The 23065-nt window shown below is 33.7% G+C and carries 24 protein-coding genes and 1 pseudogene; 14 read left to right on the top strand and 11 right to left on the bottom strand.

The genetic code is table 11. The annotated features are described in order from the left end of the window. The first annotated feature begins 962 nt into the window (after nt 1–962). The 6 genes from EAG08_RS01090 (at nt 963) to EAG08_RS01065 (ending at nt 5722) form a co-directional block, all read left to right on the top strand. Nucleotides 963–1226: an Arm DNA-binding domain-containing protein gene (locus tag EAG08_RS01090; protein ID WP_129533866.1), complete on the top strand. Its 264-nt coding sequence runs from the start codon at nt 963–965 to the stop codon at nt 1224–1226. Nucleotides 1227–1756: 530 nt separating this feature from the next. Then, nucleotides 1757–2608 (top strand): AraC family transcriptional regulator, encoded by an 852-nt coding sequence (locus EAG08_RS01085; RefSeq protein WP_164998502.1) that lies wholly within the window; start codon nt 1757–1759, stop codon nt 2606–2608. 24 nt (nt 2609–2632) lie between these two features. Beyond that, a complete protein-coding gene (locus EAG08_RS01080; protein ID WP_228446702.1) occupies nt 2633–3121 on the top strand; it encodes an NAD(P)H-binding protein in 489 nt (162 codons plus the stop codon). 424 nt (nt 3122–3545) lie between these two features. Continuing rightward, the gene (locus tag EAG08_RS01075; RefSeq protein ID WP_129533864.1) at nt 3546–4106 is read left to right on the top strand and encodes a nuclear transport factor 2 family protein; all 561 of its coding nucleotides are present in this window, start codon (nt 3546–3548) and stop codon (nt 4104–4106) included. Then, the gene (locus EAG08_RS01070; protein ID WP_129533863.1) at nt 4106–4492 is read left to right on the top strand and encodes a nuclear transport factor 2 family protein; all 387 of its coding nucleotides are present in this window, start codon (nt 4106–4108) and stop codon (nt 4490–4492) included. Before EAG08_RS01075 ends, EAG08_RS01070 begins: the two co-directional genes overlap by 1 nt. Nucleotides 4493–4576: 84 nt before the next feature. After that, complete coding sequence (locus EAG08_RS01065) at nt 4577–5722, top strand: NADH-dependent flavin oxidoreductase (RefSeq protein ID WP_129533862.1); 1146 nt, start codon at nt 4577–4579, stop codon at nt 5720–5722. Nucleotides 5723–5921: 199 nt separating this feature from the next. Here the strand turns inward: EAG08_RS01065 and EAG08_RS01060 are convergent, their stop codons facing one another. Next, complete coding sequence (locus EAG08_RS01060; protein ID WP_129533861.1) at nt 5922–6461, bottom strand: hypothetical protein; 540 nt, start codon at nt 6459–6461, stop codon at nt 5922–5924. A gap of 491 nt (nt 6462–6952) precedes the next feature. On the opposite strand from EAG08_RS01060, the gene EAG08_RS01055 reads away from it, so the two are divergent. Continuing rightward, complete coding sequence (locus EAG08_RS01055; protein WP_129533860.1) at nt 6953–7846, top strand: serine hydrolase domain-containing protein; 894 nt, start codon at nt 6953–6955, stop codon at nt 7844–7846. Between the two features lie 87 nt (nt 7847–7933). On the opposite strand, the gene EAG08_RS01050 is transcribed toward EAG08_RS01055, so the two are convergent. The 3 genes from EAG08_RS01050 to EAG08_RS21630 are packed head-to-tail and all read right to left on the bottom strand — an operon-like array spanning nt 7934 to nt 8755. Continuing rightward, nucleotides 7934–8146 carry a hypothetical protein gene (locus EAG08_RS01050; RefSeq protein WP_129533859.1) on the bottom strand — a complete coding sequence of 71 codons (213 nt, stop codon included), beginning with the start codon at nt 8144–8146 and terminating at the stop codon, nt 7934–7936. 7 nt (nt 8147–8153) lie between these two features. Next, entirely contained in the window at nt 8154–8531 is a 378-nt protein-coding gene (locus EAG08_RS21635; protein ID WP_228446701.1) for a hypothetical protein, read from the bottom strand. After that, nucleotides 8495–8755: a methyltransferase domain-containing protein gene (locus EAG08_RS21630; RefSeq protein WP_410493346.1), complete on the bottom strand. Its 261-nt coding sequence runs from the start codon at nt 8753–8755 to the stop codon at nt 8495–8497. Before EAG08_RS21630 ends, EAG08_RS21635 begins: the two co-directional genes overlap by 37 nt. Here EAG08_RS21630 and EAG08_RS23035 point away from each other — a divergent pair. The 5 genes and pseudogenes from EAG08_RS23035 to EAG08_RS01025 all read left to right on the top strand — a co-directional run. Next, nucleotides 8755–8862: pseudogene (locus EAG08_RS23035) on the top strand (penicillin-binding transpeptidase domain-containing protein); the annotation flags it as partial. The gene EAG08_RS21630 and the pseudogene EAG08_RS23035 overlap by 1 nt on opposite strands. 411 nt (nt 8863–9273) lie before the next feature. Next, nucleotides 9274–10392, top strand: a complete 1119-nt coding sequence (locus EAG08_RS01040; protein WP_129533858.1) for a serine hydrolase domain-containing protein — start codon at nt 9274–9276, stop codon at nt 10390–10392. A 237-nt stretch (nt 10393–10629) separates the two neighbouring features. Next, nucleotides 10630–11844, top strand: coding sequence for a hypothetical protein (locus tag EAG08_RS01035; protein ID WP_129533857.1), 1215 nt, complete (start codon nt 10630–10632; stop codon nt 11842–11844). A 140-nt stretch (nt 11845–11984) separates the two neighbouring features. After that, complete coding sequence (locus EAG08_RS01030) at nt 11985–12188, top strand: hypothetical protein (protein ID WP_228446699.1); 204 nt, start codon at nt 11985–11987, stop codon at nt 12186–12188. Between the two features lie 27 nt (nt 12189–12215). Further along, nucleotides 12216–13664 carry a serine hydrolase domain-containing protein gene (locus EAG08_RS01025; protein ID WP_129533856.1) on the top strand — a complete coding sequence of 483 codons (1449 nt, stop codon included), beginning with the start codon at nt 12216–12218 and terminating at the stop codon, nt 13662–13664. A 470-nt stretch (nt 13665–14134) separates the two neighbouring features. On the opposite strand, the gene EAG08_RS01020 is transcribed toward EAG08_RS01025, so the two are convergent. Both EAG08_RS01020 and EAG08_RS01015 read right to left on the bottom strand, forming a co-directional pair. Next, nucleotides 14135–14539: a hypothetical protein gene (locus tag EAG08_RS01020; RefSeq protein WP_129533855.1), complete on the bottom strand. Its 405-nt coding sequence runs from the start codon at nt 14537–14539 to the stop codon at nt 14135–14137. Between the two features lie 546 nt (nt 14540–15085). Then, complete coding sequence (locus EAG08_RS01015; RefSeq protein ID WP_129533854.1) at nt 15086–15379, bottom strand: hypothetical protein; 294 nt, start codon at nt 15377–15379, stop codon at nt 15086–15088. A 636-nt stretch (nt 15380–16015) separates the two neighbouring features. Between EAG08_RS01015 and EAG08_RS01010 the strand changes: the two genes are divergently transcribed. Together EAG08_RS01010 and EAG08_RS01005 are read left to right on the top strand one after the other, a co-directional pair. Beyond that, nucleotides 16016–16582: a hypothetical protein gene (locus EAG08_RS01010; protein WP_129533853.1), complete on the top strand. Its 567-nt coding sequence runs from the start codon at nt 16016–16018 to the stop codon at nt 16580–16582. Nucleotides 16583–16665: 83 nt separating this feature from the next. Then, nucleotides 16666–17634, top strand: coding sequence for a hypothetical protein (locus tag EAG08_RS01005; protein WP_129533852.1), 969 nt, complete (start codon nt 16666–16668; stop codon nt 17632–17634). A 440-nt stretch (nt 17635–18074) separates the two neighbouring features. On the opposite strand, the gene EAG08_RS01000 is transcribed toward EAG08_RS01005, so the two are convergent. The 5 genes from EAG08_RS01000 to EAG08_RS00980 form a co-directional block, all read right to left on the bottom strand. Then, nucleotides 18075–18263, bottom strand: a complete 189-nt coding sequence (locus tag EAG08_RS01000; protein ID WP_129533851.1) for a hypothetical protein — start codon at nt 18261–18263, stop codon at nt 18075–18077. Continuing rightward, nucleotides 18256–18519, bottom strand: coding sequence for a YciI family protein (locus EAG08_RS00995; RefSeq protein ID WP_262696779.1), 264 nt, complete (start codon nt 18517–18519; stop codon nt 18256–18258). Before EAG08_RS00995 ends, EAG08_RS01000 begins: the two co-directional genes overlap by 8 nt. Nucleotides 18520–18750: 231 nt before the next feature. Continuing rightward, complete coding sequence (locus EAG08_RS00990; protein ID WP_129533850.1) at nt 18751–19179, bottom strand: hypothetical protein; 429 nt, start codon at nt 19177–19179, stop codon at nt 18751–18753. 234 nt (nt 19180–19413) lie between these two features. Continuing rightward, on the bottom strand, nt 19414–21582 hold the full coding sequence (locus EAG08_RS00985; protein ID WP_129533849.1) for a TonB-dependent receptor domain-containing protein: 2169 nt from the start codon (nt 21580–21582) through the stop codon (nt 19414–19416). 80 nt (nt 21583–21662) lie between these two features. After that, a complete protein-coding gene (locus EAG08_RS00980; RefSeq protein WP_129533848.1) occupies nt 21663–22721 on the bottom strand; it encodes a helix-turn-helix domain-containing protein in 1059 nt (352 codons plus the stop codon). Between the last annotated feature and the right edge of the window lie 344 nt (nt 22722–23065).

The raw sequence follows: 23065 nt of genomic DNA, 5'->3' as shown, positions 1-23065 counted from the left end.
TGATAAAGGCGTGCGTAAAGCATGATCCCCGTAGAGTGGAAAGATCTAATGTGATATTCATGGTGTATTATTATTTGATAAAAATAATAAACTCAAGTCATTTTAGAATAGGTATTTATACTTAATTTGTGGTATGGCCATTCTATCAATCATCATTGGTTGGTAAGAAGCTTTTATATCTTACACGAACTAAAAGAAAGCTATTTTTTTGTATCATAAAATCATGTATTTACATAACTCTATATTAGAGCCTGTTTAAATTTTATTGAGTAATAATTTTAAGAAAGATAATTTAACCATGTTTTCTGCGAATTCCCGGCAAGTACTTTAATATCGGTACCGAAGCTTGTTTTGACGGAATGCTCATCGAGGTTGATGCCATGGCATTTAAGATATGTAACTATTATTGTTTGCTATTTACTTAAAATGTACAAGCTTTATTTTCTTATTCAGTACGACCAAATACCTAAGTCTATTTTTAATATTGGACTTAGGTATTTGGAAATATTTCGAGTGCATAAATTATAGTACTATTATACAAAGTTCATTTTAAATTGTTTTAAGTTTATTTACTCAATATCATTAAAAGGGATAAAAATTATTTGAAAATTTTTTACTAAATTCTAGGTAATTCTGCTTATAAATGATAAAAACGGAATCAAATGTTCGATTGTAGTCCCTCTCATTCCGCTGGTTGAGGTACTAAATTTAAACAAACCCTTGTTAATTAGATGATTAGCAAGGGTTTTTTGTGTTCACTAATATCAAAATTATTCATTTATGTGTAAAACGAAAGGGTCAAATTCGGTTACCATAAATATCTAAAATTCTGGGTAACCGAATTTTTCAAAAACTCGATGGAGAAGTACTTTAGAAGTAGTCTAACTGACTTATTAAGTATTTGAACATCTTGTGGACTGAAGAAGTTAAAATTAAATTGAAACATTTAAAAAGTTACCGTGATGAAAGCAAGGGTATCTATTCTCTTCTATGCAAAGAAAGCAAAAGCCAACAAAGATGGTCTTGTACCAATCTACACAAGAATTACCATTTCAGAAAATCGTATTGAATTAAGCACTAATCGATTCGTTAAATTGAGCCAATGGTCTAAGGAAGGAAATTGCATGAAGGGCAATTCTATATCAGCATCGAATATCAATAAGTATTTAGATGTTCTAATTAAAAGAACGTTGTCAAACACTTTTATAAATTGTATCATACATTAGTTCCAAATTAGACAACATACCGACAAGGTTTAATTACAATCTGCATTGGAGGAAGAACTCTGCAATTAGCTGAGCTTGTCTTGTAATAATTACGAAGAAATATCGAAATATAAAAGAGATTCTAAAGTTAACAGTCCTGTTTTGTGAACTTGACAGTACTCTATTCAAACCATTTATTGGCAGATATAGATAGTATTTTGAAGGTATTAAGTGATATTTAAGTTTGCTTTGATGTAACCAAATGAATCGAAAATAATCTCTAATTGTTGAAAGTTTTCTTATAATATGATTAATGAAATTAATCGAAACATAACTTCAAATATAATAGTATTTGAGCTAATTAGTAAATTTATTTGAGCTAAATAGGATATTTTGCAACCTTCAAGAATCATAAATTTGTATAATATCAATTAAATATAAAGTATTAATCTTTGAATTCTTTGTATAGATAATAGCTATTTCTAGCTAATTTAGCGTTAAGCCACAATTAATCAAATTGAGTATAACAAACAAGTAACCAAATGAAAAAAATGATAAAGTTTCCGACTTCTCTGATAGGTCTTGATACACCTCAGAATACCTTAGAACTTGATGGTTGTACTTTAATTGAGCAATGTATACATAGTACAGAAGTTAGAGGTACTATGTATCTCGAACAGCATTTACTTCTTATTGTCCTTGAGGGAACGGTTGTTCTGACATATGGAAAGCAGGAATATACAGTGGGCAAAAATGATATGATTTTGCTAAAGAAAGCTACTGCAGTAAAGTATCATAAATTTGGAAATGCTGAAAATGACAATATCTATGATAGTTTAATGTTCAGCATCAAAGATGATCTTTTAAAGTCATTTTTGTCAACATCAGAAATCAAGGTGTCAAAACCTGAAGGAGAAATCAAAACAGGTGTTTACCCAATGAATGAATGTTTGGTTGCATTTGCTTACTCTATGAAGCCTTACTTTTTTGATCAATCTGTGGTTCATCCCGGACAACTTCGGTTGAAAATTATGGAGTTACTATACGATGTTGCGGAATGTAACCGAAATATGTTCCTTCAAATCCTCCAGCTGCACGAACCTGTGCGTACAGACATCCGTAATGTGGTGGAACAGCATTATGCTTCACCGGTTTCTGTTTCCGAACTGGCCTATCTTTCTGGGAGAAGTTTGTCAAGTTTTAAGAGAGATTTCCAGAATATATACAATGTTGCGCCGGCAACCTGGATCAGAGAAAAGAGATTGGAAAAAGCAAAAGATATGTTGGAAACTACAGCTTTGTCAGTCTCAGATATTTGTTATTCATTAGGATTCGAAAATGTCTCTCATTTTTCAAGGATATATAAGGAATTTCACGGACAGGCACCGAGTATTTCTCGTTGATAGATAGTTTTAAAAATTAAAATTATGAAAGTATTAGTCATTGGAGCAAATGGTAGAGTCGGATCTCTTTTAGTTAATAAACTAGCTGCTCAGCATCAGGTTTTAGCGGGCTCAAGAAATCCAAATTCAGCAAATAATGCAGATAATATTAATATTGAGCAGATTTATATTGATTTGCTAAGCGATGTTGATACGCTTGCAGAAAGTATGAATGGTGTTGATGCCATTTATTTTGTTTCCGGGTCGCGTGGGAAAAATCTTTTACAGATAGATTTACATGGAGCGATTAAAACCATGAAAGCCGCAGAAAAAGCAGGAGTTAAACGTTATATTATGCTGAGCTCAGTTTTTGCATTGCAACCCGAACGTTGGAATGAATCTTTCTTAAGTGATTTAGCAGATTATAATATGGCCAAGCATTATGCTGATCTTTATCTTACTACTCAAACCCAACTCGATTACACGATTTTACAGCCCGGAGCACTTAAAGAAGAGCAAGAACTGAAAAAATAGAAACCCATGTTACCAATCCTGGATCTAATTCTATTGCTAATGTAGTAGATACTCTTGTTACAGTTTTAGAGAATAATTCAATAATTGGTAAGGTGATTTTAATGCATGATGGCGATACTCCGATTGACGAAGCATTAAATATAATTCTATAATTCAATTGTTTGAATAACTTTTTTTAAGATATTTTCGATTTCGAATTAAATATTTTTCACACTAAATCTTATTTAAAGAGGAAACTTCAACATAGCATTTCACAATTTCTAATCCTCAAAAAAGGACTAATTAGTCAAAATCTTTTAACTAATTAGAAAAAGCATCCCATTCTCGTCATCGTACCTTTGTTATAGAAAAAGAGCTTAATTATTCTGTTCAAAAACACAGTTAATTATTCTCAAAATTAACAATATTCAAAAAAGGACGATTTATGAAAAATATTCAAAAACGTAAAAACATCATTTCGAGTTCCGCAAATTCTACTCCTGATGGGTTAAGGCAAAACATTGGAAAAATTTCGAAGAAGATATTTTCTTCAGTCCCAACGGTGGCAATTATCTCAGCATTGACAATTAGCGGATTATCAATTTCCTGTCAAGATAAAAACAATCAAAACAATAAAGCAGAAGTTATGCAAAACAATCAAGAACAAAAAGAAGCTATCCTGAAACCAATAGAATTATATGTTGAAGCAGGAAGAAAAGGCGACGGCAATATTGCAAAACCGGCATTTGCGTCAACCGCAACCATGTCATGGTCCGAAGACGGAGCATTGAAAAGTGTTCCAATACAGGCACTTTTTGACGGATTTTCCGCTGCAGAGCCAATGGAAGCAAATTACAAACTAACTACTTTAGATGCAGAGGGAGATGCCGCAATTGTGAGAATCGAATCTCAATTTGGGACCAACAAATATGCCGATATGTTTACTTTGGTAAAAGACGGCAACGATTGGAAAATTATCAGTAAAATTTATCAAACCATAAAATAATGTCAGCAAATAAAAATATCAACACTGTTCAGGATTATGAAGATGTCTTGGCGGTAATGGAAGGCTATGTTCAAGGATTAAAAACAGGAAACGTAGCAGAATTAAAAAAGACCTTTCACAAGGATGCGATCATGTATGGTCATTTAGGTAATGATCTGTCGCAAGGAAGTATAAATAACCTGTATACATATGTAGAGAAATTTGGCGCAGCACCTAACATCAAAACCAATCTTACGGTTTTACATAAAACACCCACTACAGCAGTTATTCGTATCGAAATGGAACACGATGCTGCCGATGAAGATTTTACAGATTACCACTCATTAATTAGAATCAGTGGTGAGTGGAAAGTGGTTGCAAAGCTTTTTCATCTTTACGATAAATAATCAAAAAAATCTTAGCGTCAAAGTTTTTACTGGGAGCATCATATTGCTTCCAATGGAGCTTTGCATTTAAAAATAAAATAAATAATGAATAAATATAATAAGCTATTTTCTCCCTTATCATTTGATAAAGGAATTAGTTTAAAAAACAGAATTGTGATGTCTCCTATGACCACCTGGGCATCGAATGAAGACTTTACCATATCTGATGAAGAAGTCGAATATTACCATAAAAGAGTAAATGGGGTAGGATTGGTGATTACAGGATGTACTCACGTAATGGCTAATGGAATTGGTTTTACCCACGAATTTGCAGGATATGATGATACTTTTCTTCCAAGTCTAACGAAGCTGGCAAATGCAGCAAAGAGTGGAGGAGCACCAGCGATCTTGCAGATGTTTCACGCAGGTAACAAAGCAATTCCCGGTCTAATTCCCGATGGAGAAGTGGTAAGTGCAAGTGCGGTTTCAAGTGGCCCAATACTGCTTTCCGATAAAGAAAATCTTCCGAAAGAATTAACTGAAAATGAAATTCTGGAAACCATAAAAGCATTTGGAGAAACTACCAGAAGAGCGATCGAAGCAGGTTTTGACGGTGTTGAGATTCACGGAGCGCACGGGTTTTTACTTCAGAATTTCATCTCTCCTTTTTTCAATAAAAGAAATGACCAATGGGGAGGTTCTCTGGAAAATCGTTTGCGACTTAGTCTGGAAATCGTTCGAGAAGTGAAAAAAGTAGTTTCAGATTATGCTGATCGTCCTTTTTTAATCGGTTACAGAATTTCACCGGAAGAAATGCCACAAAAGACTTATGGACTTCAAGATACTTTCATTTTAATTGATAAGTTGATTGAAGAAAACATCGATTATCTACATTTTTCTCTATTGGATGCTGTAAATCAAAAACCAATTGATTCAGAATTTTCAGATGAGCCAATATCAGTTGTACTTAACAATTATGTAAACGACAGGGTTCTTGTTCTTGTAGCTGGAGGTATGACAACACCTTCGATGGCCGATCAGGTTTTAGACTACGGTATTTCTATGGTGGCAATAGGCAGAACTTTGGTCATCAATCCGGATTGGGTGGAATTAGTTGAAAGTGGGCAAGAAGAAAAAATAGATTCAAATCTTAAACTTGATACCGTGGAAGACAAAAAAATACCCTCGAAATTGATGGCAATTTTTGAAGCGTTAAAAGGCTGGGTTCCATTGGAATCTAAAATACTTTAAAAAACATTAATCCGGCGTATTCTGTTATCAAAATAATAAAAAATGGCTCCATTTAGATTAAATTGGAGCCATTTGGCAATTTGTGAACCTGACAGGACTATATTCAAACGATTTATTGACAGATACTGATAATATTTTAAGGGTATTCAATGGAATTTAAGTTATTGTTTCAAAATTTATTGATATCCAAAAAGCAGGACTACTTTAATATCTTCCCGTCAATCTTAATGCTTTTCGAATCATCATCTAAACCTTGCCCCTTAACATAAGTTACCTGATGTGGATGTCCTTTCATATTATCTTGGTAAACCATATCAAAAGAAAAGGTTATTTTTTTATCAGTTTTTTCAATGACAGTTACTTTATAATCGTTGGTAGTCTGGTCATTAAGAGTAAAGAAACTATCGCCAACTTTGCTATTAAACTTTGCGCGGGTATATTCCTTGCCTGTTGCTTCTGGCCATGATTCCTTTAGTTCATTATTCTCATCGATTCGAAGGTACGTTGTTGAAACAGCGTCACCGCCAATCAAGGAATAGAATTTATAATACAATTTACCATCTATTCTCATGGTATTCTGTATCTCGGTATAATTTTGTGCATCAATCTTCCAATAGTTTCCGATTTGCATCGGTAAGAAAGATTCAGAAAAGTTATTTTCAGCATTTTTTGGATTTTGCATCTTACAAGCCACAAAAAGGAATGGCAGGATAAGCAATTGCAGAATAGTTTTTTTCATAAATTTTAGTTGGTTGTAAATATTAAATTCTATATTATAAGTTAGGCATTGAAATATTGTGCCGATAATAGCTGTAAAATGAACCTGCAATAACATTCCCATACTACTTGCAAATTTAGAAAAGGAAATCAACTAACAATTGGTTATTATTAACCATTTTAAGAATGAATGTGTCAATGTAAATTTGATAATTATAAAAAGTATATTCAATTACACATCAGTTCAAAACAAAGATGACTGATTTATGTATTTTATAAATTTGAATGTCTCCTATAAAAAAATGTAATAACAAAAAATAATAAATTATTTAGGAATTTTATTTTTATTTATTTCTTCAACTTTCTGCGCTCAACAATCTGAATTACAGTTTCAGAAGATTTTAGATTCAACATACGATAAAAATAAAGATGCCATTGGAATTATGATTTACGTGAAAGCACCGGGCAAAAAAATCTCCTGGACCTACTGCGGATAAATACAGTACAGAGAAAATTGATAAAGACCAACCTGTTCTGATTGCGAGTAATACCAAAACCTATGTGTCTGCTTCAATCTTAAAATTAATAGAAAATAAAAAGCTTCAGTTAAATCAGCCAATATTGAATCTTTTATCTAAAAAAACTAAAAGATTATTGTTGAAAAGGGGTTGTCATCTTAATAAAATAACCATTCGAAACTTACTTTCCCACAACTCCGGAATCGCAGATTATGTGAATGATTATTATTTTAGTTATGTTGGGAAAAATCCTGATCATCAATGGACCAGAGATCAACAAATCGAATGGGCAATGACCATCGCAAAACCTTTGGAGCTGGGAAAAATGTTTGCTTATGGCGATATCAATTATCTGTTGCTATCCGAAATTATAGAAAAACAAACATGGAAATCATTTTGCACTGCAATCCGGAATTTATTAGATTTTGAAAGACTCAGTTTGAATGCAACCTGGTTTGTTGATTTAGAAAAAAAACCTGCAAACACTTTAGTATTTGCGCATCAGTATTCCAATACCTACAATTGGGATTCTTTTGAATTTGATCCTTCCTGGGACTTGTATGGAGGCGGTGGATTGGCTTCTACGACTAAAGATCTAGCACTTTTTTTCCAATACCAGTTTGAAGGCAAAATAATAAAGGACAAAAAGCTCCTGCCAGAAATATATACGTATACGAATCCTCGAGAAACGAATAATAATTACTGTTTGGGACTTTACAATTTTCCGTCATTCTATGGCAACAAAGGCTATCACCACGGTGGTTGGTGGGAAACAGACGTCATATATCTTCCAGAATTGAATACAACGATCTCGGTTTTTACTTTACTAAAGGAAAAATGTGATCTCAACCCGGAAATTAGTCATAAAATAATAGAAGTTATCAAGTAAACATTCCCAAATATAAAAGCAAAAGCAACCTCTGCAGGTTGCTTTTATAAAGAAGTTTAATCTTAAAATCATAAACACTGATTAAAATCAAAATTTATTTTTACCTGTACCGGATGATTTTATGATATTATAATTACATGCTTTATTTTCTTTATATTCAATTTTGTATTCAGAGAGTAACTCCACAATGATTTTTCTTGTTTCATCAGGATCGATTCCCATCATTTCACCAAGATCAGTTTCATTGAATTGACCATTGTTTTTTTGTAATGCTTTGTAAAAGCGTTCTTTATTTTCCATATCAATTTTATTTTTTGACTGCTATCATCATATGTGGACTGAATGATAAAAGGTTTTTATCATTTTCCGTAATTTCTATAAGTTTATCTAAGGTTTTTCTTGTAATTTCATCAGTCATATTCCTGAAATAGTCTTTATCTAGCCATGCAATTCCTTCCACTGCGTAAATGTTGAGAAAGTACAGATTATGATTCAAAAACTCGTCTTCCAATTGTTTGGGATTGTGATAATAAGCTTCCGCCAATATCCAGGGAAAATCAATGGGCTGATTGTGTATTCTGGTTGTCAATTCTGCCCTACACATTTCAAAAAAAGTGTTCTTATGAATCAATCCATTTAGAAGTCCTGCTAAAGTGGATGCGGTGTAATTAATGGTGAAACCCAATATAATCCCATCTTTTTAAGAATTCGTTTCGCTTCCAAAATTGCTAATGATCTATCTTTTTCATTTTGAAGATGATACAGCGGACCATGTAAAATAATCAGATCTGCATAATTATCCTGAAAATCTAAATTTTGGGATTCGCCTTGGTGGATTACAAATTTCTTCCTCGATTTATGATTGCGATGCTGTGCTATTTTGATATGTTTGGAAACTGGCTCTACCATTTGCCACTCGGATTTTGCAGGATAGAAAATTAAATTCATTAAATTTTGGAAACTGCAGGAAAGAAATTACAAAATCTATTTTTAAAGAACTGAAAATTTTAGAATAATAAAAAAATGATGCTAGATAAAATCCCAAGTATATAATAATTACGAAAAAGATTAATTTACATTTTTACTTTCGGCAATTCTGGCAAGTTGTTCAACAGTGGGGCAAACACTTAATATCAACCCCACCTAACGGATAAAATTTCACCCATTACATCAATCAATATCTGGCTGAAGCTGTCAAGGAAAAGATTTTAAATTCTGAATATGAAAATTATAATTTTCTGGCGACGGCATTAGAATCTGGCTTTACTTCAAAAACAACTTTTTATAAAGCCTTTAAAAAAGTTGGCGGCAGACACCAAATATAAATATCAGCAAATAAGTACCAATTTATGCACTTTTAAGCTTTTGAAACCTCTTCTAATTTTTCTTATGTGAATTTTGCATTTAAATAATTCAAATTAAATTTTATGAAAAAGTTTTTATTACTAGCTGTTGTTATTTTTATCACCTCATGTAGCAATGACGATTTAAACCCCTCACCTGATAAAAAAGCGTTGGCACAGCAAAAACTTGATACAGCTTTGTCCAATTTCCCCGGCTTAAGTCTTAGTGTAAAGACAGCTTCCGAGAATTACACTCTGGTTGCAGGAGACGCGGTAATTAAGGAAAAGCCGATGACCGCTTCTGCACTTCACTATATGCAGAGTATTTCAAAAACCTTTACCGCAATTGCTGTTCTAAAGCTGAAAGAAGAGGGCAAAATTAATCTCGATGCCAAAGTAAGTGCCTATCTTCCTAATATTTGTAACAATCTGCCAAACGGAAATGTCATTACGGTAAGGCAACTGCTTAATATGACATCAGGCCTTCCTGATTATTTAGATAACAATCAGTTTTTAAATGATGTTTTTGCAGGGCCACTGCCTATGGCGAGCGAACAGGTATTGAGCTATGTATACGGTCAACCCGCAAAATTTGCACCCGGCGCCTCATTTGGTTATTGCAATATAAATTATCACTTGCTGGCTCTTATTATTGATAGTGTTACTCCAAACGGGCATCGAACGTATATTACGGACAAAATAATTAACGCCATTGGACTTTCCAACACATATTATATAGCGGGCTCGGCAAGCACTACGGCTCCCCAAGGGACGACGGCTAACTATCTAGAAGCAGACGGCATTTTTAACAATGTGAGCGAGTTGCAATTGGGTACAGTACTTACCTTCATTGGCGATGACGGTATTGTTGCTTCCGTTCAGGATATAGCTAGGTTTTATTACAAACTGCTCCATGACGAAACCGTACTGTCACCAGCATCGCTGAAAGAAATGAAGGTTGCGGTTAGTTATCAGAGTACTCCGATATATGGCTTAGGACTACAATTTTATAACACCAATGGTGGTCTGCAGGCAATCGGCCACGAGGGTAGTGGTGCCGGAGCCGGTGCCTATGCTTTTTATTTTCCTTCTAAAAATACCGGCGTCGTCCTGTGTACAAACGCAGGAACTCTTATCGATAGTATAAAAGAGGGACAGTTACTGGCTTTGTGGGAGGAAATTATAGGTATATTGCTTGAGTAAAAACTAATTTAAACCGTCGCATCACGTTCCTTACTTAAGAAGATATCAGCTAATCCCTCATAGTGGGGATAGGGGTTTTACAGTCGAACACTTAATTCCTATTTTATCATTTTCAAACAGATTCAGTATTTGAATGTCAAACATTGCAATGATTTCTCCCAATAACCTGTCAATTTTTTATGAGTAAATTAACCTCATGCCTATAAAATTAACTTTATAACCTTATTCCATCAATTAATGAAGATATTTAAAAGCCTGATAATACTATTATCTCTTATTAATACCAGCACTGCACTTGCCCAAACAGCTAAAAATCCAAAATTTGACAGCCTTGTTCATAAAAGGGTGTTCTATTACGATACCAAAGGTTTTAACGGAGAAGGATGGGACAGTTTAAGAGCGGAGATCAACAAGGCGCAGATTGTTTTAATAGGCGAACAACACGGGGAAGCCGAGATACCCGTGTTTACCATGAAGGTGGCCGATGTGTTCAAACCGGAAGCATTAGTGGTAGAGATTGACCCCTATACCGCAGGCAAATTAAAAGAGACAAGCTTAAACACCGTGGGCTATAGTAGCTACTTTAAGCAGAATCCTTATGATTTTGCCTTTTACAGTTATCAAACGGAAATGGAACTGGCGAGGCAGATGACACTGGCTCATACCGATATCTGGGGTTTGAATGAAATCAGCTTTTTGTCGTTAGGCACTTTTTTTAATACATTGGGCAGACTGGCAAAATCACCAATTAACAGGGATTTGGCTCTCAAAAAGGCGAAAGAATATGCTATACATGATCGCCCGATCTATAAGAATATTGATCGTTATAATGATTTCAGTGCTTATAAGCTGAAAGCCTCCATGGTAGATTCCCTATTGCTTTCCTTTAGAAATGAAAGTAACGAGTGTAAAAAAATGCTTCGTGACTTGAGGGCAAGTCTACCGATTTTTACCAACACCAGCTATGCCGCCAGGACCAACATGATGAAGAAGAACCTGCTCAATTATCTATCTCCTTATATTACAAAAGATGCCATCAATATTCCAAAGCTGCTATTTAAATTTGGTGCCAACCATGTAGGCAGGACGGATGACCTAAAAGGTTCTTTTGAGGTAGGAAACCTAGCCGATAACCTCGCTGATGCAAGTGGCAAACTGTCATTGCATATTCTGGTCTTTGGAAAGATTGGCACAATTAATCAAATGGCACCGGTAGATAATACCCAAGCTATAATTCCCTATGATGTTTCTACTGATAAAGAACTGGATATGTTCGCCCCATTTTATAGTCAGATTCAGGGAGATGAATGGGCACTTTTTGACCTAAGACCATTACGGGATGCGATAGGCCAAGGAAAACTGAAGGTCAGCCCCTATCTTGGTAAATTTATCAAGGCCTTTGACGTGTTGGTTATCTTCGGGCGTACAACAGGGAATAGATTCATAGAATAGTATTTAGATTAAGAAGGATTAGTAATAACTTTTACCTGATCTGCGGGCACTTGTTCCAACGTATTATTGGAAAACCAACTTATGATCAGATTTCAAAAGAATCCGAATATTCAGTCAGTACTCTTAAAAGGTATTTTAACATGATACTTGCAAAGGCTCCAAGGCTCCACTACAGCCAGAACCAGGAAGTTTATCTATTGATTGATGGGACTTATTTTTCGAATGAAATCTGTTTGTTGTTTTCAGAGACGATGCTTTTAAACAAACCCAACTTTACAGAATTACAGATGGAGAAACATTATGCGGAGATGAAAGAGGATTTGGAGAACATCCTGAAATATTAAATAATCTCCGAATATAAAAACATATAAATGAAAAAGATAACAACGGTTGTATTACTCAGTATTTTTGGAAACTTGGCATTTGGACAAAATGCGAATACTTACTCAAAAGAGATTCAGGATAAAATTAAACAAGTTGAAAATAATTTGGTTCCTTGGGCTATGGCTCAGGACAGTTTAAAATTTTCCTTAGAAGAAAGAATGGTTCAATACAAAATTCCCGGGCTTAGTATTGCCGTAATCAAGGATTATAAAATTGAATGGGTTAAATCGTACGGATGGGCTGATATAGCACAGCATCGTCCTGTAACAACTGAAACATTGTTTCAGGCAGCATCCCTAAGCAAATCATTGAACGGAGTGGGTGTTTTAAAATTGGTTCAGGATAAAAAAATAAATTTAAATGATGATATAAATAACTATTTAAAAACATGGAAATTTCCGTATGATTCTTTATCGAACAATAAAAAGATCACCACTGCAAATCTGTTAAGTCATACTGCGGGGTTGACAGTTCATGGTTTTAAGGGCTACCCCGAAGGAGATAGCATACCCACATTAAGCGAAATATTAGATGGCAAAAGCCCTGCTAATTCACTAGCGGTTCGTTCTATGTATGAACCTGGTAAAAAGGTTGAATATTCGGGTGGAGGTACAACAATTTCGCAATTAATTGTCACTGATATCACACAACAGAAATATGAAGATTATATGTGGCTGCAAGTATTGAAGCCGATGGGAATGAATAACAGTTTTTTTACCCAACCTCCGCCACCAGACAAGCAAAATCTATTAGCCACAGGATACAATCGTTATGGTGAGGAGATGAAAGAAGGCAAATACAATATTTATCCGGAAAAAGCGGCGGCAGGACTTTGGACAAACCCAACTGACCTGGCTAAGTATATCATTGAAACGCAACTTTCCTTTCAGGGAAAATCGGGAAAAGTGCTTTCTCCTGAGATGACAAGGTTAAGGTTAACACCTTACTTAGATAGTATAAATGCGTTTGGGGTTTATATAAATAAGAAAGGAAACGAAAAATATTTTCAGCACAGTGGCTCAAATGAAGGTTTTGTTTGTCAGTACAGGGGTAGTCTTGAATATGGTAACGGAGTGGTCGTAATGGTTAATTCTGACAATTTAGGTATATTAAATGAAATAATCAATAGTGTGGCAATCGTCTATAAATGGGCTGATTTTTATAATCCAGCAGTGAAAAAAACGATTACTTTGACTGATGATATTCTAAAAAATTATGTTGGTACTTATTTGCTTGATGGAGATACGGTATCTATAGTGAAAAAAGAAAACGGGCTATGGCTAAATAGTTCAATTCAAAGCAAAATGTATTTTACAACGGAGTTGGACTTTTATATTACAGAAAATAAAGCTGATTATAAATTTTCAAAGAATTTAAACGGCATTATCAATGGTTATACTGTCAATGGCAATAAAAAAGCAATACGAATAAAATAAACTGCCACCAACATGAGTTTGGTATTATAGAGGCTGAAGAATAAAGGATTAATTATTGTATTTCAATTTAACTTTATTACATGGATGCTGAAGCTCCTGATTTACCCTGTGACGCCAAGCCTAAACCGGTAACGATTACAAATACATTTTTTTTTCCGCTAAAAATTCGTTTAAATTTACTCAATGGTAAGTATGAATAAAAAATTATAACTATGAACTGAACTTGCAACTATTTTTTGGAACAAATTTATATACTCTTTATGCTCAATTTTTATATTGATGAGTCAGTAAATTTTGATACTATTATGATTCAAAATTATAATCAAATTTAAAAGGATAGTTCTGAGGTGATTTTGACCAAACTCCAACTTCTTATTTTGATCAGTATTTAAGCCTGAAATAAGAATAATTTCTATAGGAAAAACAAAGCCGGAAGCAATTTATGGCTTTTGTTTTTACCCAATATTAAATTATATTGGTTTTTTCTTCACCATGTTGATGATAGATACCAAAGTAAGCACACCGCCCAGACCCAGTAAAAAGAGTGCTATAGAATTGTCACCGACTTCGCTTTTGTTGTTGGCAGAAATCTGTTTAGCAGCCTCTTCCGCACTGGTTGCGGTTGTAGCAATTTCTATATTTTTTTGATTGACCGCATCAGTATCTACCTGAAAATACAGATAGCTGCCTATGACCAAAGCAATTATTCCAATGATCAGTAATACCTGAGATTTGTTTTTCATGATGTCATTATTAAGTGGATCTAAAATACTAAAAATTTTATAGGCATTTTCTAGCAGTAATTCTGTCGATTTCCTGAATGATGATTTTGAGACGTTTCCACTAATAGTTTTACTTCTTTTTGAAATTGCCAATCTTAAAAAAATATTTAATATTCCCAATATCAATCCTGTTCCAACTGCTGTTAGGAAAGATTTAAAGAAGAATTTTGTTAATGATTCGTTATTTGAAAAATCAATATCAAATAATCCATAAATTAGAATTCCTGCGAAGAGCCAGTCAGAATCAATAAAAAATGTCGCTTCAAAGTATTAAAATTATATGTTGTATAACTAATAGTTAATTAATTTACTCCTAAACCCTAACAGATAATCAGAACATTCAGCAATTTTATATACAAATAACTAGAATATTAATATTTGACTGAAAAAACTTTACAATACTATCTTTTGGGGCTTTAAGAAGGTGGGGATATCGAAGTATAAATGAAAAAGTCGGTCGATTGCGAAAATACAGTTACTGGCAGGGTCGTTAATAATAATCAAAGATATAAGTTGGAAAAAAATAATTTTCATTTTGGATTAATATAAAAATTATTTTAAACGGTCTTAATTAGCATTGCCTACAAAGTTTCGTAGCTTTCTATCGTAAAACACTGTTACCAGATGGCATTTTGTATGTTAGTTAATGCTGTACGAATAACCAATTTCCTCTAAGTCAGATTCAAGTTGTTCCCAATCTTCAAGTTCCTCAACGATTGTCAAAACCATTTCTCTTGTCAGTGTTTTTCCGTTATAAATTTCTGTCACCGTTTCCAATGGAATTCCGTTTTCTACAAAAATTTCGTCAAAATATTCTGTCGCCCAATCAATGTAAGTTTGTGGATTTCCGTCAAAAATATTCAAAAGTTCCTCAGAATTATCTTCGTAATTTTCAATTTGTCCAGTTTGCCAATTTTTTGCTTCGGTCTGCAAAATTTAGGGGCATTGACAACTTGATTTCAATTTTCAGGATCATGTAATTTCAGTTTGAATTGACCTTCTTTTTCTAAATGATACAGGCGTTTTTTATATGTCGATTGATATTCAGATCAGTGATCAATTCAATCCGAAACTTGATGATCAATGTTATTGAATTTTGCAATCAGGAGCAAATATTATAAATATTGAATTCAGAAAAATAAAATAGTTTTACGTTCGAACTGTAGGAATGATTTTCTTGGTGTCTCCTGAATAGTTTTGTATTTAAATCTTGAAAGAAGTTTTCCTAGATATTGTTACGTCATGAAATTGCTTTACCGCCGTTTGATGAAAAAAAATGTACTTCAATGCAATATTTATTTGAACCTACCTCTTTGAATTGCTTTTAAAATTGTATTTTTATTATACTTACCACCACATTATCTTTTATAAATTTAAGGTGTTGGGAATTGCTTTCAAAATCATAACCTATGGGCTTTCAAATCAAACTTCGATTCTACAGGAAAGAAGTACCGCCACATTATGAGAACCGTGCGTACTTTTTGCATCAGCTTTTTCTATATATTGACCCTATTGTCAATGTTGTAAGAATAAACCTGTATCAGCAGGGTTACATTTTACCAAAATAATATGACTAAAAACATTATCTTAATCTGTATGTCCTTTTTGCTACTGTATGGCACAGCCAGCAGTTGCAAAAAAATAAATGCTGAGGAAACAAATAAAATGCATATGAAAGCACAGAAAGAAGTAAAAGTTGCAGCTCGCAAGATCCTAACCTTATGGCTCGCCGAAGGCATTGAAGGCGTTCAATTCCTCAGTAACAGTGAATGGAAAGTCGACGACCAGGTTTTTCTGAACAGCAGTAATGATAAAGGATACTTGTTGCTCCTCAACCAGGATAAGGACCCACAGGCAGAAGTAGATTATGTTCAGGTCCTCTATGCAAGCAAAGAAGAAGGAAAATGGAATATTTATCTGGAATCATTGCCCAATTTGGTAATTCCAAGAAAAAAGAAAAACGGAAGTTTTGTTACTAATACGCTTGGTCAACTTGCAGATGTGGGCGAGAAAGAAATTGGACGGCAATATAAAAACGGCAATGGAGGAATCGATAATGAATTCATCAGCAAGGAATTCAATGAGAACCTGAAGAAAAACCATCAACGATTTTTAGCCAGAAAAATTAAGAAGTAAACAACTCAGCGCCTAAGATCAATGAAGAAAGAATTATCTTTACTATTGATTTTGACAAAAAAAAGAGTGATTAAGATTGAAACATGAGAAAACTAATTATATCAAGCTTATTATTGATGTTTAGCCTGGCTTCCTGTCAGCAGAAACAATCGTCCGCTACAACTATTAATAGTAAGGAAAAGACGGGCCAGAAGATGCTTGATATTTACAAGCAGGTAAGGACATATAATTACAACCCATTATATGAGGTAGAATTTACTTCGGATACCTGTGGTTATGAAATTTTGATCAATGGCGTGCCCCTGCACCGCTATTTGCTAGCGGGTAGTGCCAATGAACAGCGTATTCCAATCAATGATCACATACTGACAAGTGGAAAACAGGAGATTATCATACGCTTGTTTCCGCCTCAGCTTTCAGACCAGAGCTGGTCGCCGACACTTGTGGATGGTTCCAAATTTAAGATCAAAGTGATTCATCACGCCATAGACAGGTCTACAGATAACCCAAAACAGGTTTTTGAATTCACTAGCTCAAATAAGCCCGGAACAGAAAAATTCGTGGGCAGCGGGCAAAAGGTTTTTGAATTTAAAGGTTCCTTTGCTGCGATAGTTCCTTATCAGATAGAAGGATGGAAAAATTCTAAAGACTTGAGTAAGGAGAACCAGGATGAATTACTGAAAGAAGCGGTTGCAGCTTATAACGAATTCAGAAATGTGCTGATAAGAAAAGATGTGAATGCTTATGCATCACTGATGTACGATAAGGAAGTGGAACTGGCAAAAGCTTTTTACTGGAATACTTCAGCAGATTCCAAAGAACGCTGGGATGAAATGAGTGGTACAATTCGTGAAAAAAGGGATATTTTACCCATAAAAGAGTTTAAAATGGTTTTGTATGCAGGAGGAAAGGTGCTTGCCTTGCAGCCAACAAGCGAAATGTATAAAGATTACCTTTCTGCTATCCATGCCCAGACCGATGACGAAGATATTCAGGTTTCATTCCTGCTTCACAAAAAAGTGGGCAGTAATGAATTGACTCCTGTACGATAAGATTATGGGATTAAATATGTCAACGACTATTTTTGTGAAAAATTGTTTTTTAGTTATTTGCAGATAAATTTCATTTGTTGATTCAACACCAAATAGAATTTTAAAAACAAATGAATTAGTAACTCAAGCTAACGATAGAGAATCACTGAAAAATGAAGGTTTTTTAAACTCAATTTTCTGAAAATTATTTGGTGATAAAAACTAGATAAGCGAAAAACTCTCACAATTATTATTTGCTAACAGAATTTAAGAATAAAAATTACTTTAGCTTGCGGAGCAATAGTAGACAAGGATGCTATGAAAATAATAGTTTGAAGCCGCAAATCGTTTCCATTATCTGTAATCTGGTTCTCTTCAAAAAGTTCAAAAGAAATTGGATTATTTTGCTTCTGCTTATTTTTAATTTGGTCCAATAAGTCGTTACGGGCTACTATGAAAAGTCAATTTTCTTTATTATCAGGTATGCTTTTTTGTTTCCAAATTTTTAATGATTTCAAAAATGAGTTTTGAATTGCATCTTCAATTTCGGAAACGTAATGTGCTCCAAACTGACCTAATAGTCCAGAAAAAAGCGTTCCATACAAAGCCCTGTAATTTACTTCGTCTTTTTGAAATAATTTGTTACTCATAATCTTCCATTTCCATTATTGGCCGGATTTCTGTTGTTCCGCCAAAAAGGTGCGTAGGACATTCTTTTGCTAATTCGACAATAGTTTCCAAATCACCTGCTTGCAGCAAATAGTAACCGCCAATAATTTCTTTGGATTCTAGATAAGACCCGTCTTTAATAATACAGTCTTTTCCAGTAATCGTAACACCCTTCTCGTGCAGCCCATCTCCTGAAATCAAATGTCCTTCTTCGACTAGTTTGCCAGCCCAGACCATATGTGCATTAGCTATTTTCTTGCATTTCCTTCGGTGAGAGTTCGCTCATTTTTTGAATGTCCTCGTGGAGCAATAGTAAAAATTGTTTCATTGTAAAATTGTTTTAAACTTTAATTAAAGACATTTGATTAGTCCAATTTTGGACGTTTTCTCTTTTTTTAAGCCTGTTTTTTTATAAGTAAAACGCTGTTTTTTTATTGTCGTCAATACAAAGTAGATATTGTTTTTAACTTATATTTTACGGACCCTCTTTATTTTCAACGCGATTAAGTTGCCTTTAAAAGTTGCTATAACAAATAATCCAAAAAATAATTGAATCCAAAACATCCACTCATTTTTAGCCCAGCTGATAACAGGTACATCGGTTGATAATAAAACACTAAAACAGAGGATGCCATTGTGCAAAACGTCGGCAACAATTATAATAGCCGTCATCCAGATCCCGGCCTTGGGTCTTGATATCAATAAAACTGCGGCTATTGGGTCTAAAAACGTTAAGCTATCCCAAAAAAGCATTGATAAAACCCCCACGTGATATTTTGCCGAAAAAAAACCATGATTAATTATCCACAGCAAATGCGTAGTGGTGCCAATTAACATACCGATGCATTGGAGTATCAAGTTAATCTGAATTTTGGTTTTAAGTTTTGTAAAAATCATATATTTAGGGTTTACTTGCATCACTACGTACAAAAAGCACTGATATTTAACTGAATACTACAAGAAAATGGATTGTAGCTATACTGACAATTGTTCCAAAAACCAAAGAAAGCAATAATATTTTAATTTCAGCATACGGAATTTTTCCGGTTAATCCAGTTAATATATTGATTATGAATATTTTTTTGGACAAAACTAACTACAATTTGTGGAAGAAGCATGTGCTGTCAGATTTTATCTGGTTCTGTTTTCTTCCTCGGTCTTTTGAATTTCTTTTGCCTGATATTTTGAACTTCCGAAATTATAACTTAATGAGAAAAGTAGTTTTCGGCTGTCCCACCAATGCGTAAACTGATTGTCCATAATTTGTTTGTGCCTGAATTCCAGACGCTGATCGTAGGAATCAAAAATATTATTGTAACCTATTTTCGTATTCAATTTATTATCAAACCATAATTTTTGAACCGAAAGATCTATAGTATATCGTGGTTTTATAATGTATAAACTGTTACCGCTTTTGGATTCATAATTTGCAAAAACATTGATTGTATAGCCTTTGGGTAATGAGAAAACTTGATTCAACCGAACTTCGTAATTATAAATTTTCAGAGCAAAAACTTCATCCAGATAAGGCCGGAATTCATGATTGTAATATCCTGTAAATTGGCTGTTTACATTCCACCATTTAGCTATTTTTATAGGAAAACTCATTTCCAAAGCTGCAAAATTTCTATAAGGCAGATTGGTTCCTAAATATTCCAAAACATTGGTTTCGGGATCATAGAGTGGATAACGGGTCATTACATCTTTTTCACTTCCAACAGTGAAGCTTGTCACCCAATTTTTGAAACGATAGGTTGCTTTGATCTGGCTTGTAAAAGATGGCTGCAGATAAGGATTCCCGATCCAGTAATTCAGTGGGCTGAAATAAAATCTAAACGGATTGAGTTGTGAAAAAGCCGGCCTGGTAATTTTCTGGCTGTAAGACACGGACAGCTCATTCGATTTATTAAATGCATAATTTGCGCTAAAAGAGGGTAACCATTCTAGATAATTTCTTGATACGATTGAATCTGTGGTGATGGCATTAGAAATACTTTGGGTATTTTCAAACCTTAAACCGGCATTGATCTGAAGCTTATTAAATTTATGGTTATAAGCCAGATATCCCGCAAATATTTTCTCTTTGTAAGAAAACATATTACTTCGGGTGGGGTCAAATATAAATTGATTATTTACTGATAATGTATCATATCTTATATTATTATCCGTATTGGTATCACTAAATTTCACACCAATTTCGAAGGTAGAATTTCCAATTTTTTGTGATACATCAATTTGTCCGGTATAAATATTTATTTTGTTTACAAGATCTGATTTCCAATAAGATAAAAGTTCCGACGTCGGTTTGTCTCTATTGATAAAATCATCCTGTTGCTTATTTTCAACTGAAAGATAATTTCCCAAAAAATTAAGCTTGAAATTTTTATTCTGAAAAGAGTAATCTGCAGTTATACCATAATTATTTTGGAGGTAATGTGTAGGATTGTTACTTTCCGTATTAAAAACCAACTGCGTTTCATCTTCATTTGTTGTATATAATGAGCCAGATCGTACCCGGTAATTTTCTCTGAAACTTCCTCTCAAATTTAATCCGAACCTGCTTTTATCATTCAGTTTATAATCAATTCCGGTCTGAATATTATAGATTTCTGTTTCATCTTCCTGATAGGTTTTGGTTCTCATTACGTTTGTACTTGCCAAACGCTGAAGAGCATTATAACGATATGTCGACATTCCGTCATTATAACCTAATTGCAGATTATAGATTGCTTTATCGGTGTTATAAGACAAGTTCAGTGAGTTTTCTCTGTAGTTAAATTTGTTGGCGTAAACATTCCCGATGTAACTACTTCTCCAACCCAGATTGGTATTCTTTTTTAATTTAATATCAATTATTCCTTTGAATTCTGCATCATATTTTGAAGATGGGTTGGAGTTTACTTCAATCGACTCCACCATTTCCGGTGGCAGTGACCGCAAATAGGATTGCAGCTCCTGACTGCTCATTACAACGGGTTTTCCATTAATAAAAATAGCCGGATTAATTCTTCCGCCAAGAAAAATACCATCTTCCTGATCTACCGTTACACCAGGAGTTTTTCTTAAAACTTCAAGAATATTAGTTGATGTCTTAAAATTTTTATTTCCGGAAACACTCATTACAATGTTGCCGTCATTTAGTTTTAAATTTCTTTGTGAAGCCTGAATAATGACTTCGGAAATAGTTGTAATTGAATCTTTTTTATTATTTCTCTTTAAGGAGTCTTCTTTCACTACTTCCTGTGATTGTGCAAAAAATGAGAATAATAACAGAATAAAAATTCCTGATCTGGTTTTCATAAACGTTTAATTTTATGAGACCAAAAGTATCTGATACTTACGAAAATCAGGTTTTGAAGTTTAAATTCCGAAGTACAGAATTATAAATTTGAACTCTGAAACAGAGGTTCAGAAGCGGTTTGAGATTGCTTGTACAAAAGTGGAGTTGTATTCTTAATTTTCTTAAAAGTTGAAAAAAATGTAGATTTGGAATTGAATCCGACTTCATACCCAATCTCCTCTATCTTAAGATAGGAGCCATTTTCAATTTTATTGCACGCTTCATTGATTCTGTATTCATTAGTATATGTAGAAAAACTTTTACCCAGATTGTCATTCAGGAATTGTGAAAGCTGATGTGCAGACATATTCATTTTCAACGCAAGATCAATTAATTTTAAATTTGGATTTTTGTATAATTCTTCGGCATTCATAAGCCTTTCCAATTTTGAAACAAAATTATCTGCCTGCAGATCAGATATTTTTTTATTGAAATATTTATTCTCTTCTTTTGTGGCTGTTGATTGGTGTTTTTTATTAAATAAAACCAAAAAATTGGCATATAAAACGAACGAAAATACAAGGCTTCCACCAGCACAATACACCTGGATCCAGCCTGTAGAAATAAACTGATATGTCAGAAATATGATTATATTGCTTATTAAAACAGGAAGGATAAATTTATCCGGCTTGGTATTTTTCTCTGAAAAGATGTAATAATCATAAACCGATAGAAAAATAAAAATAGTCCATATCCCATAAATAAATGTTCCAAAATAATTGTCCCATAAAATAGGAAAAACAAGATATAAAAGCCCTGCTCCACATAAGACCAATGTCAGAATTCCGAAAGATTTTATAGCATTCTTAAGATCAAACTGCTCTTTCAAAAAAGATGATCGGATAAAATAATACAGTGCCGGTCCTGTAAAAAACAGTGCTGAAAATCCAAGATTCGGAATTATTCTTGGCCAATCCGGATAGAAATAAATACACACAGAGATTCCTACCCTAATACTCAATGTCAAAAGAATTAATCCCAGAAAAAAATCCGGAATATATCTGTTTTTTTTAATGAACAATAGATAAATGCCTAACAGAAGCCCATTAAAGGCACCTATTGCACTAAAAAAGAATAGCATCTGTTGTCCGAAACTCATTGTCTGTTATTTTATTGATGGTAAATTTATAAAATTAAAGTTTCTTTGGAGTTACGAAAGTTTTGTTTTTTTTGAATGTCTACAAATACACATTAATCATCAATGTAGCTGAGTTATAATCGTCTTCATATCAATGATTATTTCTTCGGTATTTACAGCTTCCTGATATTTTAAATTTTCCATATCGCTCTCTTTATTTATTAGAGCTACAATAAGCAGATCATATTCAATATTGCATTGGAGGCATATCTGATTTTATAGCAAATATATTCCGTTGTCACTGCCGAAAAAAATCTTTTTGGGTATCCGTAATCAGAGATTGCAAACTCTCCACAAAAATATTT

It is taken from the genome of Chryseobacterium sp. 3008163 (genome assembly GCF_003669035.1).
GTDB lineage: Bacteria > Bacteroidota > Bacteroidia > Flavobacteriales > Weeksellaceae > Chryseobacterium.
Note: the sequence above shows the minus strand (reverse complement) of the source record. Positions and strands in the feature narration are given on the sequence as shown.